The organism is Citrobacter sp. Cpo091 (genome assembly GCF_030332645.1).
Classification (GTDB): domain Bacteria; phylum Pseudomonadota; class Gammaproteobacteria; order Enterobacterales; family Enterobacteriaceae; genus Citrobacter; species Citrobacter portucalensis.
Window position 1 is genome coordinate 538,418 of record NZ_JAOWHL010000040.1, and the last position, 21,257, is coordinate 559,674.

Below are 21,257 nucleotides of genomic sequence, written 5' to 3' on the forward strand. Positions count from 1 at the left end.
ACTTTTTTGCAAAAAAACCTTGCGCTCCTCTGTGAGCATGTTACTTTCGACTGAATAACTTGCTGATTTAGAATTTGATCCCGCTCACATGTTATCCTCTCAGACCACCTCAATTTTTACCGTAAGCCGCCTAAATCAGACGGTTCGTTTGCTGCTTGAGCAGGAAATGGGACAAGTTTGGATCAGCGGTGAAATCTCGAATTTCACTCAGCCGTCCTCCGGTCACTGGTATTTCACGCTCAAAGATGACACCGCCCAGGTACGCTGCGCGATGTTTCGCAACAGCAATCGACGGGTAACGTTCCGCCCGCAGCACGGTCAGCAGGTCCTGGTACGCGCCAACATTACGTTGTACGAACCGCGTGGCGACTATCAGATAATTGTTGAGAGCATGCAGCCAGCTGGTGAAGGCTTGTTGCAGCAAAAATATGAGCAACTCAAGGCCAAACTGCAGGCTGAAGGGCTATTCGATCAGCAGTTCAAAAAATCACTACCCTCTCCGGCTCACTGCGTTGGGGTCATTACCTCGAAAACCGGGGCTGCGCTGCACGACATTCTCCACGTGCTGAAGCGCCGTGACCCATCCCTGCCCGTTATTATCTACCCGACCGCGGTCCAGGGCGACGATGCGCCAGGACAGATCGTTCGCGCCATTGAGCTGGCGAACGCGCGGGGCGAGTGCGATGTGCTTATCGTCGGGCGCGGCGGCGGTTCTCTGGAAGATTTGTGGAGTTTTAACGACGAACGCGTAGCACGGGCAATCTTTGCCAGCCGCATTCCGGTGGTAAGCGCCGTCGGCCACGAAACAGATGTCACTATTGCCGATTTTATTGCAGATTTACGGGCGCCTACGCCATCAGCAGCGGCGGAAATTGTTAGCCGCAATCAACTGGAACTGCTGCGTCAAATTCAGCATGGCCAGCAGCGTCTGGAGATGGCGATGGACTACTACATCGCCAACCGTACTCGTCGCTTTACCCAGCTTCATCACCGTTTGCAACAGCAACATCCGCAACTGCGTCTGGCCCGTCAGCAGACCGTGCTGGAGCGGCTGCGTCAGCGGATGAATTTCGCTCTTGAGAATAAGATTAAGCAGGCCAATCAGCGCCAACAGCGCGTAAGTCAACGCCTGAGCCAGCAAAACCCACAGCCGCGAATTTATCGGGCGCAAACCCGTATTCAGCAACTGGAGTACCGTCTGGCAGAGAATATCCGCGCGCGTTTAAGTGCACAGCGAGAACGATTCGGTAATGCGGTGACGCATCTTGAAGCGGTGAGTCCTCTCTCGACGCTCGCTCGCGGCTATAGCGTCACTACCGCGACCGACGGCAAAGTGCTGAAGCAGACCAAACAGGTAAAAACCGGTGATGTGCTCACTACCCGCCTGTCAGACGGCTGGGTAGAGAGCGAAGTGAAAGGCGTAACGACGGCAAAGAAAACGCGTAAGAAAAAGCCAGATTAAACCGGCACAAATTCCACACGTTTCTTCGAGATCAGACCATGGCCATTCTGACAGAAGTAATCCACCGCACCGCAGGCTTTTAACACCTGGAGTGGCTGATGGCACTCCGGGCAGCGCGCTTCTAACGGAATATCTTTTTTACAGTTTTCACAGTGTGCCACACCGTTTTGTGGTTCCAGTTCTGCATGACAATCCGGGCAGGTCATCGACATGGTGACTCCTTTAAATGGCGTTCAATTCTGCGCTAATTTTACCATGATACGCTTAGTGTGAACCACGCAACTGTTGCTGTAGGATCAGTAATCGTTCTACCTCCTCCAGCCTGCGCTTCGTCGTGCGGCTCACCTCCTGCGGGCTGCGTTCAAACAGACTTTGCGTCCCCAGAATATGTTCCGCCAGACAATGGGCATAAATCGTACCAGGCAGACACCAGCGTTGCACAACATCACCGTCAATCAATTCGAGCACATCGGCGGCACCCCGTCGGTCGTAGCTGATGATACGCCCATCACGCAGATAAAGGCGCAGACCTTTTTGTCCGCCAGCAGGCCCCGCGTATTTATTCAGCCAGATATCCAACGGTACACCGCTAATCAGTCCTTGCAGATGCGCCTCTCCTTCAGCCGTGGTCAGGTCACCCTGGATGATGTTACGTCCCAGACGGTCTTTAGCGCTCTTCACCTGCAGGGTCATGCTGTCATTACCGCCCAGGTAACGCACTGTTTCACGCAGCATGGCCAGTACGTGTGTGCCAATGTCCAGAATCACACCGTCCGGGTGGCGAAGCTCACGCGTATCTGGCTCACCAGTGGCAAAGTTGAGCGCGATCGGCTCTCCTGTAGCGTTATATCCGCTCGGCTCCTGCAAAAAACCGTCGATTTTAACAACGTCTGAAAAGTGAGAGACAAGTGCCTGTTGTGGGTTATCGCCCTGCCACTGCGCACCGAGTTTTCCCAATGCCAGCTGCATTGCGCCATTGCGCGCCATCCAGTGGTCGAGCGCCAGCACACGGTCGGCAGCGTCGGGTTGCTCCAGCAGCGTTTTCAGTTTTTCAATTTGGGAAAGCGTGGCAACAATCGGTTTTTCAACCACGATTCGTGCGATGGGAGCGGCCAGCGCCTGTTCAAGCACATCGAGATGATGCAGGGATGCGGTGGTGATAAACAGGGTATCAAGCGGTGTTGCAAGAAGTTCAGCGAGCGATGCACAGCGTGTCACACCAGCGGGCTGTTTTGCGGGTTGCACGTCAAATCCCACACAGCACAGGGAATCACCGTAAAGTTTACGCAATGCGGGCAAGTATGCCGTTTCAACGACTGCGCCAAGCCCAACAAACCCTAACAGCATGTTCTCACCTCGTAAATGAATTGGCCGGGACATCACGTCTGCCCCGGCACAATCGAGGTGTTATCAGGCGCTAGTAGCCGGTTTAGTTTGCGTATTCTCCAGCATGCGACGGATCGGCACAATGAGGACGATCAGTACCGCGGCGCAGATAAGCAACGCAATCGAGCAGCGAGCGAAGAGATCCGGCAGCATATCCAGTTGGTCGGCCTTAACATGACCACCAATCAGACCTGCGGCCAGGTTACCCAGCGCACTGGCGCAAAACCACAGGCCCATCATCTGCCCGCGCATTCTTTCCGGAGCCAGCAGCGTCATGGTCGCCAGACCGATCGGGCTCAGGCACAACTCACCAAGCGTCAGCATCAGGATACTGCCCACCAGCCAGAATGGGGAGACGCCTGCGCCACCGTTACTGAGAACGTTTTGCGCTGCCAGCATCATCAGACCAAAGCCTGCAGCGGCACAGAGAATACCGATAACGAACTTGGTGATGCTGCTCGGGCGAATATTCATGCTCGCCAGTTTCGGCCACGCCCAGCTGAATACCGGTGCCAGCAGAATGATAAACAGTGCGTTTATCGACTGGAACCAGACCGCCGGGATTTCAAAATCGCCGATCATACGGTTAGTGTAGTCATTAGCGAACAGGTTGAATGAGGTTGGCTTCTGCTCAAATGCAGACCAGAAGAACGCGGCGGAAACCAGCAGGATAAAGCAGACCAGCAGTCTGGCGCGCTCTTTACGGTTCAAACCGGCAAAGATGAACAGGTAGATAAAGTACAAGGCAACGGAGGCTGCAATCACGTATACCAGTATGCTGGCAACCGCGACCGGATTTATCACAATCACGCCCTGCGCAATCAGCGTAACGATAACGGCTACGCCGACGGCCAGCGCCAGCAGCCACGCGCCCACACCGTTACGTTTCACTACCGGGCTGTTCCAGGTTGAGTCCAGACCCACTTCGCTGTCATAACGTTTCATCGATGGAACGGCAAACACGCGGAAGATGATCAACGCCACCAGCATCCCGATACCACCGATGCCAAAGCCCCAGTGCCAACCGTGGGATTTAATCAGCCAGCCGGAGATCAGCGGCGCGATAAACGACCCCATATTGATGCCCATATAGAACAGCGAGAAACCGCCGTCGCGACGCGCATCGCCTTTTTTATACAGCGTGCCAACCATCACTGAGATACAGGTTTTAAACAGACCGGAACCGAGTACGATAAACATCAGGCCGATAAAGAACAGGTTGTTCCCCATAATGGCCGAGAGCGCGATCGACAAGTGACCGAGCGCAATCAAAATGGAACCGTACCACACCGCTTTCTGTTGGCCGAGCCAGTTATCCGCCAGCCAGCCACCTGGCAGCGCGGCGAGATACATCGTACCGGCAAAGATACCCACAATCGCCGAGGCATTTTCACGCGCCAGCCCCATGCCGCCGTCATAAACGGTAGCAGCCATAAACAGGATCAGTAACGGGCGAATGCCGTAAAACGAGAAGCGCTCCCACATCTCTGTGAAAAACAGCGAGCCGAGCGGATAAGGATGACCGAAGAAAGTTCGGCTTTCTTTTTGATTAACAGAGGATTGCATAATTCTCCCGAAAGTTATGTCGTCGTGCGTGTAAACACCGCGATGTACGCCAGCCAGTTACGTATCTGACCGATTTTTTACATGCGGCGAAAAGTTATTTAACCATTTGATAACCTAAGGCTAGTTTTGTCTAGTACCAGCCCCCGGACTTTAAGATGAAAACTCGACAAATGTCTACTTTCTTAGATTTAAACTTGGTAAAAATCGAATAGTGATTGACATCGCACGGGCTGAGGCTGGCGATGGAATACCGAAAAAAAACCCGCGACAAGCGCGGGTTTTTATCAACATCAGCAACGATTATTTGCTTTTTTTAATGTGCTTAATCAAACGCTTACGTTTACGCATCTGGGTCGGCGTCAGTGTATTACGTTTATTCGCAAACGGGTTTTCCCCTTCTTTGAACTGAATACGGATTGGCGTCCCCATCACGTCCAAAGACTTGCGGAAATAGTTCATCAGATAGCGCTTGTAGGAATCCGGCAGATCTTTGACCTGGTTGCCGTGAATCACCACGATTGGCGGGTTATAACCACCAGCGTGGGCATATTTCAGCTTCACACGACGACCACGCACCAGCGGCGGCTGATGATCTTCTACTGCCATGGTCATGATGCGCGTCAGCATCGCGGTGCTCACGCGACGTGTGGAGCTATCGTATGCTTCACGGACCGATTCAAACAGATTACCCACGCCGCTACCGTGCAGCGCAGAGATAAAGTGTACGCGCGCAAAATCAATAAAGCCCAGACGGAAGTCCAGCGTCTCTTTGACCTGCTCTTTTACTTCCTGCGTCAGGCCATCCCACTTGTTGACTACGATAACAAGTGAGCGCCCACTATTTAGGATAAAGCCCAGCAGCGACAGGTCCTGATCGGAAATCCCTTCACGCGCGTCAATCACCAGCATCACCACGTTGGCATCTTCAATTGCCTGCAGCGTTTTGATTACTGAGAATTTTTCTACCGCTTCGGTAATTTTGCCGCGCTTACGCACGCCCGCGGTATCGATGAGCACATATTCGCGTTCATCGCGCTGCATCGGAATATAAATACTGTCACGCGTGGTTCCCGGCATGTCGTAAACCACTACGCGGTCTTCGCCGAGAATACGGTTAGTAAGCGTGGACTTACCTACGTTCGGACGGCCGACGATTGCCAGTTTAATCGGCAAATCCTGCGGGTTGAAATCGTCTTCAGGCTCTTCTTCGCCGTTTTCTTTGGCTTCAAGCTGCGCCCAGTATTCTGCGTCTTCATCCACTTCTTCCTGAGGAGCAACGTCATCCATCCACGGCAGCAGAACATGCTCCAGCAGGCTGAGAACGCCACGACCATGGGACGCCGCGATCGGATAAATTTCACCCAGACCCAATGAGTAGAAATCAACAACCGCCTGGTCAGGATCGAGTCCGTCAGTTTTGTTGGCGACCAGGAACGTCGGTTTCTGGCGCGAACGCAGATGTTTAGCAATAGCTTCATCCGCTGGCATCAGGCCAGCACGTGCATCCACCATGAACAGCACAACGTCTGCTTCTTCGATAGCCAACAGCGACTGTTCCGCCATACGGGTTTCAACACCGTCTTCGGTACCATCAATACCGCCGGTATCAATACAGATAAACTCACGGCCTTCAATTTCCGCACGACCGTACTTACGGTCACGAGTCAGACCCGGGAAATCCGCAACCAGCGCATCTCGGGTGCGAGTTAGACGGTTAAATAACGTGGATTTGCCAACGTTAGGGCGCCCGACAAGCGCGACCACAGGTACCATGTTTAAAGCCTCATTTAAAAAATCATCAGACAACGGGCACATTTTTTGCCCCGTTGTTAAAAACAGTAAAACGGCCCCTGCACCAGGAGCCGTTTTTCAAAGCGAGCGGCCAGGACGATTAACGCGTAATGGAGTACAGCGTACCGTCTTTCGCCTGGATCAGCAGTTTACCATCAGCAGAGACCGGCTCGGTCAGGAAACCTGAGCTGTCGACTTTCTGCTGGGCAACAAAACGACCATCGTCAACGTTAATCCAGTGCAGGTAGCCTTCGCTATCACCGACGACCAGATTGCCATTATACAATACCGGGGACGTCAGCAGACGGTGCAGCAGATCGCTTTGCGTCCACAGCGTCACGCCGCCATCGGTGGTCAGCGCCAGTACGCGGTCATTCTGGTCAACCAGGTAGATACGGTTACCGTCGACGATGAAATCATTCACCGAGCCCAGTTCGCGTTTCCACATAATTTGACCACTGCGCAGATCCAGCGCCGTCAGGTTACCATTATAAGCCAGCGCGTAAACAACGCCATTGACGATAACCGGCGTGGTATCAACGTCGCTCAGACGATCGATTTCCGTTGGGCCTGTCGCCTGAGAGATACGCTGCTGCCAAATCATCTGGCCTTGCTGCATCAGCACGGCGCTCACGCGACCGTTATCACCGCCGACAATAGCTGCGCCAAAGGCGGTTGCCGGAGCGGATTCACCACGCAGAGACAGGGAAGGCATGTCGAGGTTAACGGTCCATTTGATGGCGCCATCAGCTTCGTTTAATGCCTGCAACTGGCCGTTGCTGGTGTGGATCAGTACTACGCCATCGCTCACAACAGGACGAGACAGCGCCTCACCGGCGACTTTCGTCTGCCATGCGGTGGTACCGTCGCTGGTATTCAACGCATAAACCTGTGCTTTTTCGCTGCCAATGTAAACATGTCCGCCGGACACGGTTACACCGCCAGAAAGCTGTGCAGATGCACGGGAGAACCAGCCGTCTTTCTCACCCAGATTCACAGACCAGACTTCTTTACCGTCGCCTGCGTTCAACGCTTTCACTACACCAGCGCGATCGGCTGCATAGACAACGTTATCCGCCAGCGCAGGATGAAGATTGGAATAGAAATCACCAATACCGTTGCCTACAGAGGTGCTCCATTCCGTAGACGGAGTAAACTGGTTTTCAACCACCGGTAATGGGGACATCTTAACGACATCTTCTTCGCCACTAAACAGTGAACAGCCGCTCAATAGGGTAACGGAAAGCAGCCCTGGCAGAAGTAATTTACGCAATTGCATCGGGTCCCTCTCAGATGGACAAATTATTGATTTTCATCTGCATCATTTCGCTCAGAGCAGGAGAGGCATCGCTTTTCACACCCGCTTCCCATGCGCTACGCGCACCTTGTTTGTCGCCTTTGCTCAGCAACGCTTCACCGCGCAGATCGGCAACAATAGCCGTCCACCCTTCACCTTTAATGGTGTCGAGTGTTTTCAGCGCGGTATCAGCCTGTTTAAGCTGAACCTGAACACGCGCCAGACGCAGGTTAATCACCGCTTTGAGATTTTCATCGCTGGTCGCAGCCAAGCCCTGTTGCAGCTGACTTGCGGCTTTCTCAAGTTCATTTTGGTCAACAAACTGCTGCGCAAGTTCCAGTGAAGCTAGCGCGCCGTAGGTATTTTTATTCTCTGCAGCAAATTTCTCAGCGGCAGGAATGCTGTCCGGTTTACCCGCGCTAACCGCAGTCACCGTATTTTGATATGCCAAAGAAGCAGAGCGTGCGGACTCCGTCTGATGGCTGGTCCAGTAACGCCAACCAACCAGCGCGCCAACCCCTAAAATGATCCCAACAGCCAGCGCCTTGCCGTTTTCAGCAAAGAAGCGTTTTACCGCATCAACCTGGTCGTGTTCGTTCTCGTAAATTTCCACGCTGTCCTTCTCCTTAGCCCAGTAAAGTGCGCAAATGCGCGGCAACGCTATCCTGCGCTACTGCCGTTTGCTCACCAGAGCGCAAATCCTTCACTACAACAGTACCGTCAGCCACTTCGGACTCGCCCAGTACCAGTGCAACGCGGGCGCCCCACTTATCGGCACGGGCAAACTGTTTCTTAAAGTTGCCGCCACCGTGGTTTGTCATCAGTTTCACACCAGGAACTTCATCGCGCAGACGTTCTGCAAGCGTCATTGCCGCCGACTGCGTGTCCGCCCCTGAAGCGACCAGGTATATATCGACAACAGGATCTGCGTTAAATTCCGGATTAACTGCCTGAACTAACAAAACAAGTCGTTCCAGCCCCATAGCAAAGCCCACGGCAGGCGTTGCACGACCGCCAAGTTGCTCGACCAGACCGTCGTAACGACCACCGGCACACACGGTGCCCTGAGAGCCCAGGCTGCTGGTAACCCACTCAAATACGGTGCGGTTGTAGTAATCAAGACCACGAACCAGACGCTGATTGACGGTGTAGGCAATGCCTGCGGATTCCAGCAGTTTGCACAAGCCCGCGAAGTGCTCGCGAGAGTCGTCATCAAGATAGTCGCCCAGTGCAGGCGCGTCGTTGAGCAGCGCCTGTACTTCCGGGTTTTTAGAGTCGAGAACGCGCAGCGGATTGGTGTACATACGACGCTTGCAGTCTTCGTCCAGTTTCTCTTTGTGCAGTTCCAGGTAGGCGACCAGCGCATCACGGTAGTTAGCGCGGGCTTCAAGCGAACCGATTGAGTTCAGCTCAAGGCTAACATGCTGAGAAATACCCAGCGCGCGCCACCAGCGAGCGGTCAGCATAATCAGCTCCGCATCGATGTCCGGGCCTTGCAGGCCAAATACTTCGACACCCAGCTGATGGAATTGACGATAGCGTCCTTTCTGCGGACGTTCGTGGCGGAACATCGGCCCGATATACCACAGACGCTGTTCCTGATTGTACAGGAGACCATGTTCGATGCCGGCGCGTACGCAGCCCGCAGTCCCTTCAGGACGCAACGTCAGGCTGTCGCCATTACGGTCCTCAAAGGTATACATCTCTTTTTCAACCACGTCGGTGACTTCACCGATCGCGCGTTTGAATAACGGGGTCTGCTCTACAATCGGCAAGCGGATTTCACTGTAACCGTAGCTACCGAGCACGTTTTTGAGAGTGCCTTCAATGCGCTGCCAGATGGCGGTTTCGCCAGGCAGATAATCGTTCATGCCGCGAATGGCTTGAATGTTTTTTGCCACGTTTATTCTCTTTATGAATATAAAAATGAACCCTCAGCGCTAACCCGAACAATGCGGGCGCCATGCGGGTTCAATCATACACGGGAAGCACGCCGCTTCCCATCACGTTGTTATTTTTCAAGCTGCTGCACGTCGATACGACGCGCTTCGTCCAGAATACTCGCTTTAGCGCGGATGCGGGCTTCAAGCTGCGTAATCATGTCGTCGTTATCGAGTCTGTCCTTACGCACGCCGTCTTCATACAGGCCACTTTTCTTGTTACCGCCCGTCACGCCCAGCGTAGAAACCAGCGCTTCACCAGGACCGTTTACCACGCAGCCGATGATCGAAACGTCCATTGGCGTAATGATATCTTCCAGGCGTTGCTCCAGCGCGTTAACCGTACCAATAACGTCAAACTCCTGACGCGAACAGGTTGGGCAAGCGATGAAGTTGATCCCGCGCGCGCGAATACGCAGCGATTTCAGGATATCGAAACCCACTTTGATCTCTTCCACCGGATCGGCTGCCAGAGAAACACGCAGCGTATCGCCGATCCCTTCAGATAACAGCAGGCCAAGGCCGATCGCGGACTTCACCGAACCACTACGCAGACCACCGGCTTCGGTGATCCCCAGATGCAGCGGTTGATCGATCTGTTTCGCCAGCAGGCGATAGGATTCTACGGCGAGGAAAACGTCAGATGCTTTAACGCTGACTTTGAATTGATCGAAGTTCAGACGATCGAGGTGATCCACATGGCGCATAGCGGATTCCAGCAGCGCCTGCGGCGTCGGTTCGCCGTATTTTTCCTGCAGATCTTTTTCCAACGATCCGGCGTTGACGCCGATACGGATAGGAATATTTTTATCACGAGCGCAATCCACCACCATGCGAATACGCTCTTCACTGCCGATATTACCTGGGTTAATACGCAGGCAATCAACGCCGTATTCCGCCACCTTCAGCGCGATACGATAGTCGAAGTGAATATCGGCAACCAGCGGGACGTTAACCTGCTGTTTGATAAGCTTGAACGCTTCTGCGGCATCCATTGTCGGTACGGAGACACGAACAATGTCTGCGCCTACGCGTTCCAGCGCTTTAATCTGATTAACCGTCGCTTCCACATCCGTGGTACGCGTGTTAGTCATAGACTGTACAGCGATGGGCGCACCATCGCCAATCGGCACGTTCCCAACGTAAATGCGTGTCGATTTTCTACGTTGAATTGGAGCCTGGTTATGCATTAAAAAATCTCCCGCATTGCCGTCTGTTACTGAGCCGGTGATTGTTCGGCATTAACGGTCAGACGCGCAACCTGGTTAGTTCTGATAAAACGACTCAGATCGACAGGTTTACCCTGGAACTGAATCTGCACTGCCGCCGGGGCGCCAATTTTCAGTTTGTACGGCGCTTGACCGGTCAGGTTTAGATTGCCGTCTTTACGCTGCATCCCGCTGAACAGTTTTTTACCGGTCGCATCGGTTACTTCCAGCCAGCAATCGGCGGTAAAGTTCATCACCAGCGCGTTAGGATCGGCTACAGGTGTAGTCACACCTGCCTGATCGGTCGGCAGAGGAGCCGCTGTAGCTGGCGCTGTTGGCGCTGCGGTTGCGGTATCGACGTTAGCCTGAGATGGGGCAACAACGGCGTTCTGTTGCGCATCAGCGGCGGGGGCCGGGGTCGCAGCAACGTCTGGCGTTGGCGCTGCGTCCGCTACCGCACCATCGTCAGGAGCCGGAGGGGTATCCTGCCCTGCTGCTGCGCTGGTATCTAACGGTACGTTCTGCGCACCCTCTTTACCGGCATTCAGCTCAGCAGAGGATTGATCGGCCATGGTGGTGATCTCTTCCTGCTGTGCTTTATGGTTCTGCCACCACCAGGCGCCTGTCAGTCCGACAACGACAAACAGCACAAGCCAGGTAAAGGTCATTAACCAGCCGTCGCGTTTCTTACGACGTTTGCCGAGCGAGAAGCTCTGCATCGGTGCGACTTTAGCTGGTCGAATCGGAGCCTGTTTTTCCAGCCCTGGCAACAGTTCTTCTTCAGGAATATGCACCAGACGCGCATAAGAACGGATATACCCGCGCAGGAATGTTGAAGCAAGATCGGCTGGCGCCTTATCCTCTTCAATATCGCGTACCGTGGAGACCTTCAGGCAAAGTCGCTCCGCGACTGCCTGCTGGCTGAATCCGAGTTGTTCACGGGCATTGCGCAGACGAACGCCGGTGGATAGTGTTTCATTTTTGTCGTGCGTGGCTTCAGTATTCATTCGCTACAGCTGCGTAAATTTGGGTTCTGATGCCGGCGAGCCACAATGCTCACCCACACCGCGAAACATCTGGTCAGTTAACCTTCGTCAGACAGTATAAAACGGTCAGACTATCAATGACAAAACGGCGTAAACCTGAGGGCTAAACACTTGTTACGCCGTTACATACTGCCTTAAAGTCGACAAAAACGCACCGTTATTATTGACCTGACGACGACAACAAAAAACCTCATATGGCTTACGTTGCACTACGGTACAGGAATTATACCGTAGTGCGCCAACATCAAACGGTCTTAATCTCGATAGCGTCGCCCTGCATACGCTTACGCAGAGTACGCTTGGTACGGTCGATAACATCGCCCGCCAGCTGACCGCAGGCTGCATCGATGTCATCACCACGTGTTTTACGCACGATGGTAGTAAAACCATAGCTCATCAACACTTTGGAGAAACGATCGATACGGCTGTTAGAACTACGGCCATACGGCGCGCCCGGGAACGGGTTCCACGGGATCAGGTTGATCTTACACGGCGTATCTTTCAGCAGTTCTGCCAGCTGATGCGCGTGTTCAGTGCCATCATTGATGTGATCTAACATCACATACTCAATGGTTACACGACCCTGGTTAGCGTTGGACTTCTCCAGATAACGACGAACCGCGCCAAGGAATGTTTCGATATTGTACTTTTTGTTGATAGGTACAATTTCGTCACGAATTTCATCGTTCGGCGCATGCAGAGAAATCGCCAGCGCGACGTCAATCATATCACCCAGCTTATCCAGCGCAGGGACAACGCCTGAGGTGGATAGCGTGACGCGACGCTTGGACAGCCCAAAACCGAAGTCATCAAGCATGATTTCCATCGCCGGAACTACGTTGGTCAGGTTGAGCAGCGGCTCACCCATCCCCATCATCACCACGTTGGTAATAGGACGCACGCCCGTAGCCTTTACCGCACCGACGATCTTCGCCGCGCGCCAGACCTGACCAATGATCTCAGATACCCGCAGGTTACGATTAAAGCCCTGTTGCGCCGTAGAGCAGAATTTACACTCTAATGCGCACCCGACCTGTGAAGAAACACACAGGGTCGCACGATCGTCTTCCGGGATATACACCGTTTCAACGCGCTGATCGCCAACCGCGATAGCCCATTTGATCGTACCGTCAGAAGAACGCTGCTCTTCCACCACTTCCGGGGCGCGAATTTCAGCCACTTCTTTCAGCTTGTTACGCAGCACCTTGTTGATGTCAGTCATGTCATCAAAGTTGTCGCTGCAATAGTGGTACATCCACTTCATGACCTGATCGGCACGAAACGGTTTTTCGCCCATCTCTTTGAAGAATTCGCGCATTTGCTGACGGTTCAGATCCAGCAGGTTAATTTTTCCATTTTTATTTGGAACCGCAGGAATGACGACTTCAGAGGTGTTAACTAATTCAGACATAATTTTTTCCGGCCTCGTTGTTACACGTTGTGGCCCGTGGAGGGTTAAAAAGAAACGCCCCGGCAAGCGATCTGCTCTTCCGGGGCGTTGCATTGTACAAAGTCTGGCGCAGGGATGCCACGTTTGCACGAAGCATTAGCGAAAATAATATGTAAAGAAAGAACGTAGGTCTGATAAGACGCATCAGCGTCGCCATCAGGCAAAACAGTGCCGGATGCGCAAATGCTTATCCGGCCTACCCCACGAGCTTATTAGCGAGTGCGCGGGCAAACCTCACCTTCACCAAAGAAATAGGCGATTTCGCGCGCCGCTGACTCAACGGAGTCGGAACCGTGAGTACCATTCTCGGTGAAGCTGTCAGCATAGTCTGCACGCAGAGTACCGGCCAGCGCATTCGCCGGGTTGGTTGCGCCCAGCAGATCACGATGACGCTGTACGGCATTTTCGCTTTCCAGAACAGAAACAACGATCGGACCGGAGGTCATGAATTCAACCAGACCGTCAAAGAACGGTTTGCCATCGTGCTCAGCATAGAAGCCACGTGCCTGCTCAACGGTCAGGTGCAGCATTTTAGTGCCGACAATTTTGAACCCTGCTGCTTCAAAGCGCGCAAAGATGCTCCCAATAACGTTTTTTGCCACCGCGTTTGGTTTGATGATGGAAAAAGTACGTTCAATAGCCATGATAACCTCTGTAATGTGTTCTGTTGTTGTCTATATAGATGTACGACCTGGCGCGGATTATAAAGAGCATCCCGGCAATTGACTATTGATGAAGGTAACATTTCTTTAAAATAAGATGAATTTTAGCAACAAACAGTCATCAACTGGTCTACTGCATCGAAAATCTCACCGTCGCTACCTGGCCAGCATCATCCATCACCAGCAGTTGATAATCCCCTTTAGTCGCCAGCCGTAGCGTAAGACGACGTCCGCGTTCATCCAGCCTTTCACCGTTAAGAAACCACCAGCGTTCACCGCTCCCACCGCTGGTTTGCACCGGCAATGAGGCCTGAGCAGAACCGGGTAAACGCTTCACAATCGCGCCATCACGAATGCCTGTCAACTGCAACGGCTGCGAAGCGTCTTGCCCCAGCGGCGGACATGTGGCAGAAACTGGCGGTAATCTCGCCCCACGGCGTTCTGATTCCGGTAGCCATGGCTCCAGCGGCAACGGCCAGACGATTAACGTTTGCTCGTGCGCCTGCGGGCAATCCGCCGCCACACGTTTGCCTTCATCATCCAGCCAGACAGGAAAACGAATGCCATTAACCCCTTCCTGCTCGGGCAATAATAACGTTGGCGGCTGACTGCCATCCAGTAACCAGGTTGCCAGACGGCGACGGCAGTTGCTGTCTCCTGGGGCAAGGGATTGCCCGCCCGGCCAGCACACCACGCCGCGACTCACGGAATCAGGACGTGGATCTTCCGGCTGATTGGTCCCGCGAGAGAGCAAAAGATTGTTGACCTGATTGAGCAGCGGCACGGCGCTGGCAAATCCAAACTGGCCCACCACCGGCGTTCCGTCTGGTCTGCCGGTCCAGATACCGATCACATAACGGGCGTTAACGCCAATCGCCCAGGCATCGCGATAGCCATAGCTGGTGCCCGTTTTCCACGCCAGCGGAACCACTCTGCTCAGCGAGTTATCCGGCAGCGGTTGCGCTTCGTCGGCCATGATACGGCGAATAATCCACGCCGCGCCCGCCGACATCAACGGACGTTCAAGCAGTGGGTCACCCGGCTGCAGACGCAGTTTTCCCGCTTTTCCCTTACGGGCAAAGGCGCTGTACGCTGCGGCCATATCTTCCAGCCTTGCCCCCGCGCCACCTAAAATCAGCGACAGATTCGGCGCAGCCCCTGCGGGCAGATACAGCGGTAAGCCGACGTTACGTAACGATGCGGCAAAGCGCTTCGGACCATAGGCTTCGAGCACCTGCACGGCGGGTAAATTCAACGACCTTACCAGCGCTTCGCTCATGCTCACCGGGCCATGAAAACCGCTGTCAAAATTCCCCGGTCGATAATCTCCGGTTCTCCGCGGGACATCCTGCAACAACGAAGCGGGATGAATGAGTCCGTCATCCAGCGCCAGTCCATAGATAAACGGCTTCAATACCGAGCCAGGCGAACGGATCGCATTCACCATATCCACATGACCAAAGCGGGAGTCGTCATTCATATCTACCGACCCCACCCAACCACGCACGCTCATATCGGTGTGATCGACCACAATCATTGCCAGCGAACTGCGTGCAGGTAAGCGCCCCTTCCAGTTCTGCGCCAGCTCTTCCAGTTGGCGCTGCAATCCGGCATCAAGGGTAGTCACGATTTTATCGCTCCGGCTTTTTCCCAGCATCATGCGCGAGAATAACGGCGCTAACTGCGGCATTTGCCGGGGCGACAGCCAGACTGGCTCTTCACGCGACTCCTGTACCTGTCTGGCAGGCCAAATACCCTGGCTCGCCATACGCTCGAGCACTTTATTACGCGCTGCTTGGGCACGGTCCGGCCAGCGATCTGGACGCAGGCGACTTGGTGCCTGTGGTAAAACAGCCAGCAGCGCGGCATCGGAGTAACTCAATTGCGCGGGTGATTTGCCAAGATAGGCCCAACTTGCCGCCCCCACGCCCTGCAGCGTACCGCCAAACGGCGCACGGTTGAGATACAGTGTCAGGATGTCGCGTTTGGAGAGATGCCATTCCAGCTGCAATGCGCGCCAGAGCTGGCGAAACTTGCCGCCGAAGGTTCGCGGATGGGGATCGAGTAATCGTGCGACCTGCATGGTGAGCGTACTGCCGCCCGAAACCACACGCCCAGAGGAGAGGTCCTGCCATGCTGCGCGCAGTACTGAAAACGGATTGACGCCGGGATGCTTCCAGAACCAGCGGTCTTCATAGTTAATTAACGCCTCAAGGTAGCGGGGCGACACCTCATCAATCGTTACCGGATACCGCCAGATACCTTCGGCATCGGCAAAGCGCCAGAGTGGCGTACCATCATGTGCCACCACGACCCGTGCCGGATCGACTTCGCGCAAAGGCAGCGGCCAGATTTTATCTGCCGCCCAAACTGCCGCCACAATCAATAGCGCAACGGCTGCCAGCCAGAGCCAGCAGCCGCGTTTACCCAACCGGCGCATCATTTACGGTCTGACAATCAAAAGTCCCTCTGTCGCACCGGTCGCGCGCCACTGCGGAACATACATTGATTCCACCTGTGGGACGGGAACCTGGTAGGTCCCCGGCGTTACCGCTCGCGCCAGATACACCAGCGTAACCGGTTGTCCTTCATTGACCGCCACCGCAGCGACAAAACGATCGTCACGGAACTCAACGTGCTGGATATCTGCCTGCTGCATCTGATTAAGCAAATTCGCCACTTCGCTACCGCTATCCTGCAGGCTGGCGCTGCCGTTGGCCAGATTCTGGTTTTCCAGTTCCAGTCCTGCTGGCAGTAAGTCAACCACCAGTGCATCCGGCACGTTCTGGCTGGCTTTCACCTCCAGCCAGACCAGCACCAGCTCGCCGCTGCGCAGAGAATCCAGTGATTTACTGTTTCCGTCGAGCCCCAGGATTTGACGCTCAATATGCAGAACGTTGCTGGCAGGTGTCGGTGAGGTTTGCGGATAACCGCTCACATCCAGACGCAGCCACAGCGGTTGATTACCGGTATTGGTGACGCTCAGCGTAGACAGCGCATCGGCATCCAGATTACGCGTCTGTGATTTCTCCCCGGCTAACGGTTGCTCCGAGAGTGACGTTTGCGCCTGCCATGTGCCTGGCAAGTCCTGTAACGTACGGGCGGCAAGGAACAACGCATTATTTTCCTGAGTCGAGAGCCAGCGCTGCCCAAAGGCCTGTTCTGACAACGTGTTCAGCAGCGTATTCTGCACGTCAGGTTTGAGCTTGTTCTCTTCGAGCAAGGCCATCATCAACGCGTTATCCCGTAACGCACTGCCGTAATCCGCCATCCACTGTTGCGTATCGCGGCGCGGCGTATTCAGCGCCAGCGTCAACGCCTGTTCACTGCGGTTAGCATCGCCCATATTTTTCAGCGCGATCCCCAGTTGTAACAGCGGTAAACCAGAGGCCGCTTGCGCACGACGCTCCCAGATCTCACGCAATGCGCCGAGCGGGGCTTTTTGCTGACGCGCCAGAACCAACGCAGCGTAGGCTTGTACGGCAAACCGGCTTGCTGAAGAGTCGTCGGTATAGCGAATCGACAACATTCCGGGATCCTGCAAATAGCGCAGCAGCCGCTCGTTGCCACGGTTAATGACCTCTACCGGGACGCTGTAGCCCTGTTCATTTGCCCGAACGAGGAAATCCATGACATACGCGGTCAGCCAGTACTCTTCCGACCCGTTTTTATCCCACAACGCGAAACCGCCGTTATCACGCTGCATCTGCACTAAACGAGAAATCCCAATATCGACTGCCGCGCGGCGTTTTTCATCGCTGTCGCCCACAATACCTAACGCCTTCAATTGCGCAGCGTTGGTGTATAAGGATGGGAACAACCCGCTCGCAGTTTGCTCCAGGCAACCGTAAGGGTAAGCCTTCAGTTCGCGGATATAACGCGCCAGATTTAGCGGCGGCTTACCGCTGAACAGCAGTTGTCCCTGCATCGTTGCAGGGGAGAAGTTGGTCAGTTCTTCGCCCGGAAGCTGCCAGGTTGCGCCCGGCTGAAGTGCGACACCGTTATTAACGGTTTGCGCCGGGAACGCCGGACGCACGCCAATCTTCCACTGTTTATGCTGAACTGGCAGCGTTTCACCCGGTAAAGTCAGACCGCTAATTTCTGCCTGAATTTCGCCATCGCCAAACCCCTCCCGCGCACGCACCGGAATAAACAACGTAGTCCGTACGCCTGGTGCCAGATTCAATGGAGCAGGATCTTGCCCCATCAGCTCCAGTAAACCGCTGGCCGCGAGCTTAATATTCAGTGTTTGCGGTTTGTCAGTCAGGTTAGTCACGTCCAGCGTCAGTCGCGAGGTATCGCCTCCAGCCAGAAAACGCGGCATATTCAGTTCAGCAATTACCGGCGCGGCAACAATCACCTTGCTTTCACTGCTGCCAAAGTCATCCGCCGTCCAGGCCTGTGCCATTACCCGTAGCTCGCCGTTGAAATCACCAATCGGTAGCGTCACCGTACCTTCGCCCTGCTCGTTGAGCGTGACCGGCAGCGCCTGTTGCGCCACGATATTGACGTGATTGACCGGTGGCTTACCGCCGCGTTTTAATTCATCGCCATCACCACCAAAACGCAGCGCCGCCAGCCGCCCTTGCCCTTCGATCACCTGGCCGTAAATATCATAAATATCCGCGCCATAGCGTTTTTGTCCGAAAAATGCCTGCCACGGATCTGGCGTGGCGTAATCGGTAATGTTCAACACCCCGCTATCAACGGCAGAGACCAGCACGTTGACCTGTTTTGGTATGTCGCCATTTTTGACGCTGGCTTTAATCTTGACGGTCAACGACTGGTTTGGACGTATTTTCGCCGGGTTTTCCAGCGCCAGCGCCAGACGACGGTTTTCATCACCTAACGGCAAATGCAGTAAACCAACCGCCCGTTTTGGCGTGGCCGAACGGGACTTGTCGCCAGGACGAACCACTAGCGCACTGAGATACAAATCGTGGCGATTCCAGGTTTTATCAATCGGGATGGAGATATCGAGACCATCCGCCGGTACGTCTATTTCTTGCCACCACAGCGGGCCTTCGCTGGACTCCACCATCGCATAACCTTTGCCAGCAGCAGGAGCGGCAACGTGCAGCTTCATGGTATCGCCAGGACGATAGCTGGGTTTGTCCAGTTTCAGAGTCACGCGATCGGGACGCACAGCCCCACTGCCGTCGCTGTTATCCTGCCAGCTATAACCTGCCCAGAAGCGTACGCTGCTCACCGCATCATTCGGGGCTTTCACTTCCAGACGATAGGCACCCCACTCAACCGGGAAGCTGACTTTACCGGTTTCATCGGCCTTAAGATCCAGAGTCTGCTCACCTTCAACCAGATCCTTTTGATCGAACTGTGATTGCCAGCCCTCGCCTTCAGACCAGTTCCAGTAATAATCCCGGCGCTCGCGGATCAAACGCACCTGCAAACCGGACACCGCTTTTTTCTCGCCCTGCGCATCGGCATAAACAATGTCGAAAGCGGCGTTGCTGTTTTCATCAACGATAGGCTGATTCACAGTGGTATCAGTGCGGTAGTCATAGACGGCTTTTGCCGCAAACTGCGGACGAATACCCGGCAGCGTGTCCGCAGGCCAGATGGCTTGTTCAGCCCGACGCGTCACCGGGCGGCCACCTGACTCCAGCAGGCTGGCTTGCAGGATCACCTGTAACGGGGAATGCGTCTCCTGCCATTGGCTGTTGGTGGTCACTTCGCCGCGACCGTGTTCATCCAGCGTAAGCTGAACTTCATCGAGGCTGCGGGACAGGTTTTCTTCGGCAATATTACCAAATTGGAACCCCGGCAATGCCTGCACCGCTTCGCGCAGCGGGCGCAGGAAAAGCTGCCCTTGCAGAGCATTGCCGTTAGCGGGCGCGCCGTACAGGTAGTAGCCCACTACCGAGAACTTCACTTCATCAGCCGGAGCCACCGGAATCTTATTAGCGGAGAGATTGAGCGCCATCCGCTCAGGCATAAAATCTTCGACGTGGAAATCCCACATACGTGACTGGTTGTCGCCCGTATTAGCACGAATATGCCACATACCGGTTGGCGCGTTGGTGTCCAGCGGCCAGCTAAAACGGTACAGACCGTTCTCCGGCTGGCTAACCACCGAACGTAACACTTGCCCGTCGGGCTTCACGACCTCCAGCTTCACCGGCTGGTCGGGCAACGTTTTGCCGTCGCTGTCACGCAGTAATCCGTTGAGGATCACCATTTCGCCAGGACGATAGAGGTCACGGGGACCAAACATAAAGAACTGTTTGCTGTATCCCGGTGCACCGGCAATATCAAATTCAGCCAGATCCAACGCCGGGAGTTTCAGATCCAGCAGCGTGGTTTGCCCGTCTTTGCGGGCCAGCAATAAAGCCGCATCTTTATCAGTCTCCAGTTTGACATGACCCTGCGCGTCGCTGGTAGCCTGCGCCAACGTCTGTCCTTTTTCGTTGAGTAAGGTGACCTCTATACCCTGCTGCGCAGCGCCGTTTTCCAGACTCTGCGTAAAGACATCCAGTTGATTATGGTAACGGTGCGCAGACACACCAATATCGCTGAGCGTGAACAGCGTAGCGGCATTACTGTAGTTGTATTGTCCAGCCTGATTCATCACCGCGATGTAAACTCCTGCTTGCTGCAACGGCTTGATATCGCTCAGCGGCAGCAGCAGCTTCTCACGGGTGTTACGCGCAGGATTGAGGTCAAAGCGTCCGGTATACACCAGTTCCGCCATTTTCAATAGATTGTCAGATTCCCAGTTCGTCAACGAATTGCGGTATTCCCACTGGCTGACAAATGCGCCGAGCGATTCAGGCTTCACACGAAAGAAGTTCACATCCACGCTGTTAACGTTGAGGGCCATTACCGGCAGGCCTTCAATTACTTTTCCCGGCAACAGCGAGCCGCGACTGGCAAACCCAACGCTTGGCTGTACATCGCGGGTGGTAATGTTTTTTTCATAATCAATAGCGAACGTCGCTTTATTCAGCGCCAGCAAATCACGCTCAATGGTCACCACCAGTTCCCGGTTAGGTTCCAGATGGCGTAAGCGCAGCTCTTTCAGATTTGGCGCCAGCTCCCAGGCACCATCCACTTTGCCGCTTTTTTTATCAACAACATGCACGACGCGGGAAAAATCTTGTTCTGGATCGAGGGGAATGGAGAAGGTCAAAACGAGCGTTGCCGCACCGTCGAGCTGGACCTCTGAGGCATCCAGCAGCGTCAGCGACTTGCCCTGGCTTTGCTGCATCAGCTTTTGTAATTGAGCTTTATCTTTTGCTGGCGCAGTCTGTGCCGCAGGCGCATCAGGTTTCGCAGCCGTCGGTGATTTTTCGTTATTATTATCGCACCCGACCAGTGCCAGCATCAGCATGCAGGCCGCTACGCGTAAATGTTTCATTTTTCATCCCTGGCCGTAGTGGCCCGTTAGCTACGTAGAACAACTATTATGCGTCAGATTTCCGGCTGTGG

The 21,257-nt window shown here is 54.4% G+C and carries 14 protein-coding genes; 1 reads left to right on the forward strand and 13 read right to left on the reverse strand.

Features of this window, described 5'->3' with window-relative positions:
* Window positions 1-88 precede the first annotated feature (88 nt).
* Window positions 89-1,462, forward strand: a complete 1,374-nt coding sequence (xseA, locus tag OGY04_RS21455) for an exodeoxyribonuclease VII large subunit (protein WP_208743870.1) — start codon at window positions 89-91, stop codon at window positions 1,460-1,462.
* On the opposite strand, the gene OGY04_RS21460 is transcribed toward xseA, so the two are convergent.
* The 13 genes from OGY04_RS21460 to OGY04_RS21520 all read right to left on the reverse strand — a co-directional run bounded on the left by OGY04_RS21460 (window position 1,459) and on the right by OGY04_RS21520 (window position 21,186).
* Window positions 1,459-1,674 (reverse strand): zinc ribbon domain-containing protein, encoded by a 216-nt coding sequence (locus OGY04_RS21460; RefSeq protein WP_003835160.1) that lies wholly within the window; start codon window positions 1,672-1,674, stop codon window positions 1,459-1,461. The genes xseA and OGY04_RS21460 overlap by 4 nt on opposite strands.
* A 52-nt stretch (window positions 1,675-1,726) precedes the next feature.
* Window positions 1,727-2,809, reverse strand: a complete 1,083-nt coding sequence (locus OGY04_RS21465; protein WP_286586021.1) for a Gfo/Idh/MocA family oxidoreductase — start codon at window positions 2,807-2,809, stop codon at window positions 1,727-1,729.
* A 63-nt stretch (window positions 2,810-2,872) separates the two neighbouring features.
* The gene (locus OGY04_RS21470) at window positions 2,873-4,414 is read right to left on the reverse strand and encodes a peptide MFS transporter (RefSeq protein ID WP_048225012.1); all 1,542 of its coding nucleotides are present in this window, start codon (window positions 4,412-4,414) and stop codon (window positions 2,873-2,875) included.
* 300 nt (window positions 4,415-4,714) lie between these two features.
* Window positions 4,715-6,187 carry a ribosome biogenesis GTPase Der gene (gene der / locus OGY04_RS21475; RefSeq protein ID WP_003835168.1) on the reverse strand — a complete coding sequence of 491 codons (1,473 nt, stop codon included), beginning with the start codon at window positions 6,185-6,187 and terminating at the stop codon, window positions 4,715-4,717.
* Between the two features lie 118 nt (window positions 6,188-6,305).
* Window positions 6,306-7,484, reverse strand: coding sequence for an outer membrane protein assembly factor BamB (gene bamB, locus OGY04_RS21480; protein ID WP_008785453.1), 1,179 nt, complete (start codon window positions 7,482-7,484; stop codon window positions 6,306-6,308).
* Between the two features lie 10 nt (window positions 7,485-7,494).
* The gene (locus OGY04_RS21485; protein ID WP_003835172.1) at window positions 7,495-8,115 is read right to left on the reverse strand and encodes a YfgM family protein; all 621 of its coding nucleotides are present in this window, start codon (window positions 8,113-8,115) and stop codon (window positions 7,495-7,497) included.
* Between the two features lie 13 nt (window positions 8,116-8,128).
* Entirely contained in the window at window positions 8,129-9,403 is a 1,275-nt protein-coding gene (gene hisS, locus OGY04_RS21490; RefSeq protein WP_003835173.1) for a histidine--tRNA ligase, read from the reverse strand.
* Between the two features lie 110 nt (window positions 9,404-9,513).
* The gene (gene ispG / locus OGY04_RS21495; protein ID WP_003037720.1) at window positions 9,514-10,632 is read right to left on the reverse strand and encodes a flavodoxin-dependent (E)-4-hydroxy-3-methylbut-2-enyl-diphosphate synthase; all 1,119 of its coding nucleotides are present in this window, start codon (window positions 10,630-10,632) and stop codon (window positions 9,514-9,516) included.
* 26 nt (window positions 10,633-10,658) lie between these two features.
* Window positions 10,659-11,657, reverse strand: coding sequence for a cytoskeleton protein RodZ (rodZ, locus tag OGY04_RS21500; protein WP_008785454.1), 999 nt, complete (start codon window positions 11,655-11,657; stop codon window positions 10,659-10,661).
* A gap of 283 nt (window positions 11,658-11,940) precedes the next feature.
* Entirely contained in the window at window positions 11,941-13,107 is a 1,167-nt protein-coding gene (gene rlmN, locus OGY04_RS21505) for a dual-specificity RNA methyltransferase RlmN (protein ID WP_008785455.1), read from the reverse strand.
* Between the two features lie 251 nt (window positions 13,108-13,358).
* Window positions 13,359-13,790 (reverse strand): nucleoside-diphosphate kinase, encoded by a 432-nt coding sequence (ndk, locus tag OGY04_RS21510; RefSeq protein WP_003037710.1) that lies wholly within the window; start codon window positions 13,788-13,790, stop codon window positions 13,359-13,361.
* 148 nt (window positions 13,791-13,938) lie between these two features.
* The gene (gene pbpC / locus OGY04_RS21515; protein WP_286586001.1) at window positions 13,939-16,251 is read right to left on the reverse strand and encodes a peptidoglycan glycosyltransferase PbpC; all 2,313 of its coding nucleotides are present in this window, start codon (window positions 16,249-16,251) and stop codon (window positions 13,939-13,941) included.
* Window positions 16,252-21,186 carry an alpha-2-macroglobulin family protein gene (locus OGY04_RS21520; protein WP_286586002.1) on the reverse strand — a complete coding sequence of 1,645 codons (4,935 nt, stop codon included), beginning with the start codon at window positions 21,184-21,186 and terminating at the stop codon, window positions 16,252-16,254.
* Window positions 21,187-21,257: the final 71 nt, after the last annotated feature.

Coding starts and splice junctions, on each gene's coding strand:
- xseA (WP_208743870.1), top strand. CDS start 89: ATGTTATCCTCTCAGACCACCTCAATTTTTACCGTAAGCCGCCTAAAT.
- OGY04_RS21460 (WP_003835160.1), bottom strand. CDS start 1,674: ATGTCGATGACCTGCCCGGATTGTCATGCAGAACTGGAACCACAAAAC.
- OGY04_RS21465 (WP_286586021.1), bottom strand. CDS start 2,809: ATGCTGTTAGGGTTTGTTGGGCTTGGCGCAGTCGTTGAAACGGCATAC.
- OGY04_RS21470 (WP_048225012.1), bottom strand. CDS start 4,414: ATGCAATCCTCTGTTAATCAAAAAGAAAGCCGAACTTTCTTCGGTCAT.
- der (WP_003835168.1), bottom strand. CDS start 6,187: ATGGTACCTGTGGTCGCGCTTGTCGGGCGCCCTAACGTTGGCAAATCC.
- bamB (WP_008785453.1), bottom strand. CDS start 7,484: ATGCAATTGCGTAAATTACTTCTGCCAGGGCTGCTTTCCGTTACCCTA.
- ispG (WP_003037720.1), bottom strand. CDS start 10,632: ATGCATAACCAGGCTCCAATTCAACGTAGAAAATCGACACGCATTTAC.
- rodZ (WP_008785454.1), bottom strand. CDS start 11,657: ATGAATACTGAAGCCACGCACGACAAAAATGAAACACTATCCACCGGC.
- rlmN (WP_008785455.1), bottom strand. CDS start 13,107: ATGTCTGAATTAGTTAACACCTCTGAAGTCGTCATTCCTGCGGTTCCA.
- ndk (WP_003037710.1), bottom strand. CDS start 13,790: ATGGCTATTGAACGTACTTTTTCCATCATCAAACCAAACGCGGTGGCA.
- pbpC (WP_286586001.1), bottom strand. CDS start 16,251: ATGATGCGCCGGTTGGGTAAACGCGGCTGCTGGCTCTGGCTGGCAGCC.
- OGY04_RS21520 (WP_286586002.1), bottom strand. CDS start 21,186: ATGAAACATTTACGCGTAGCGGCCTGCATGCTGATGCTGGCACTGGTC.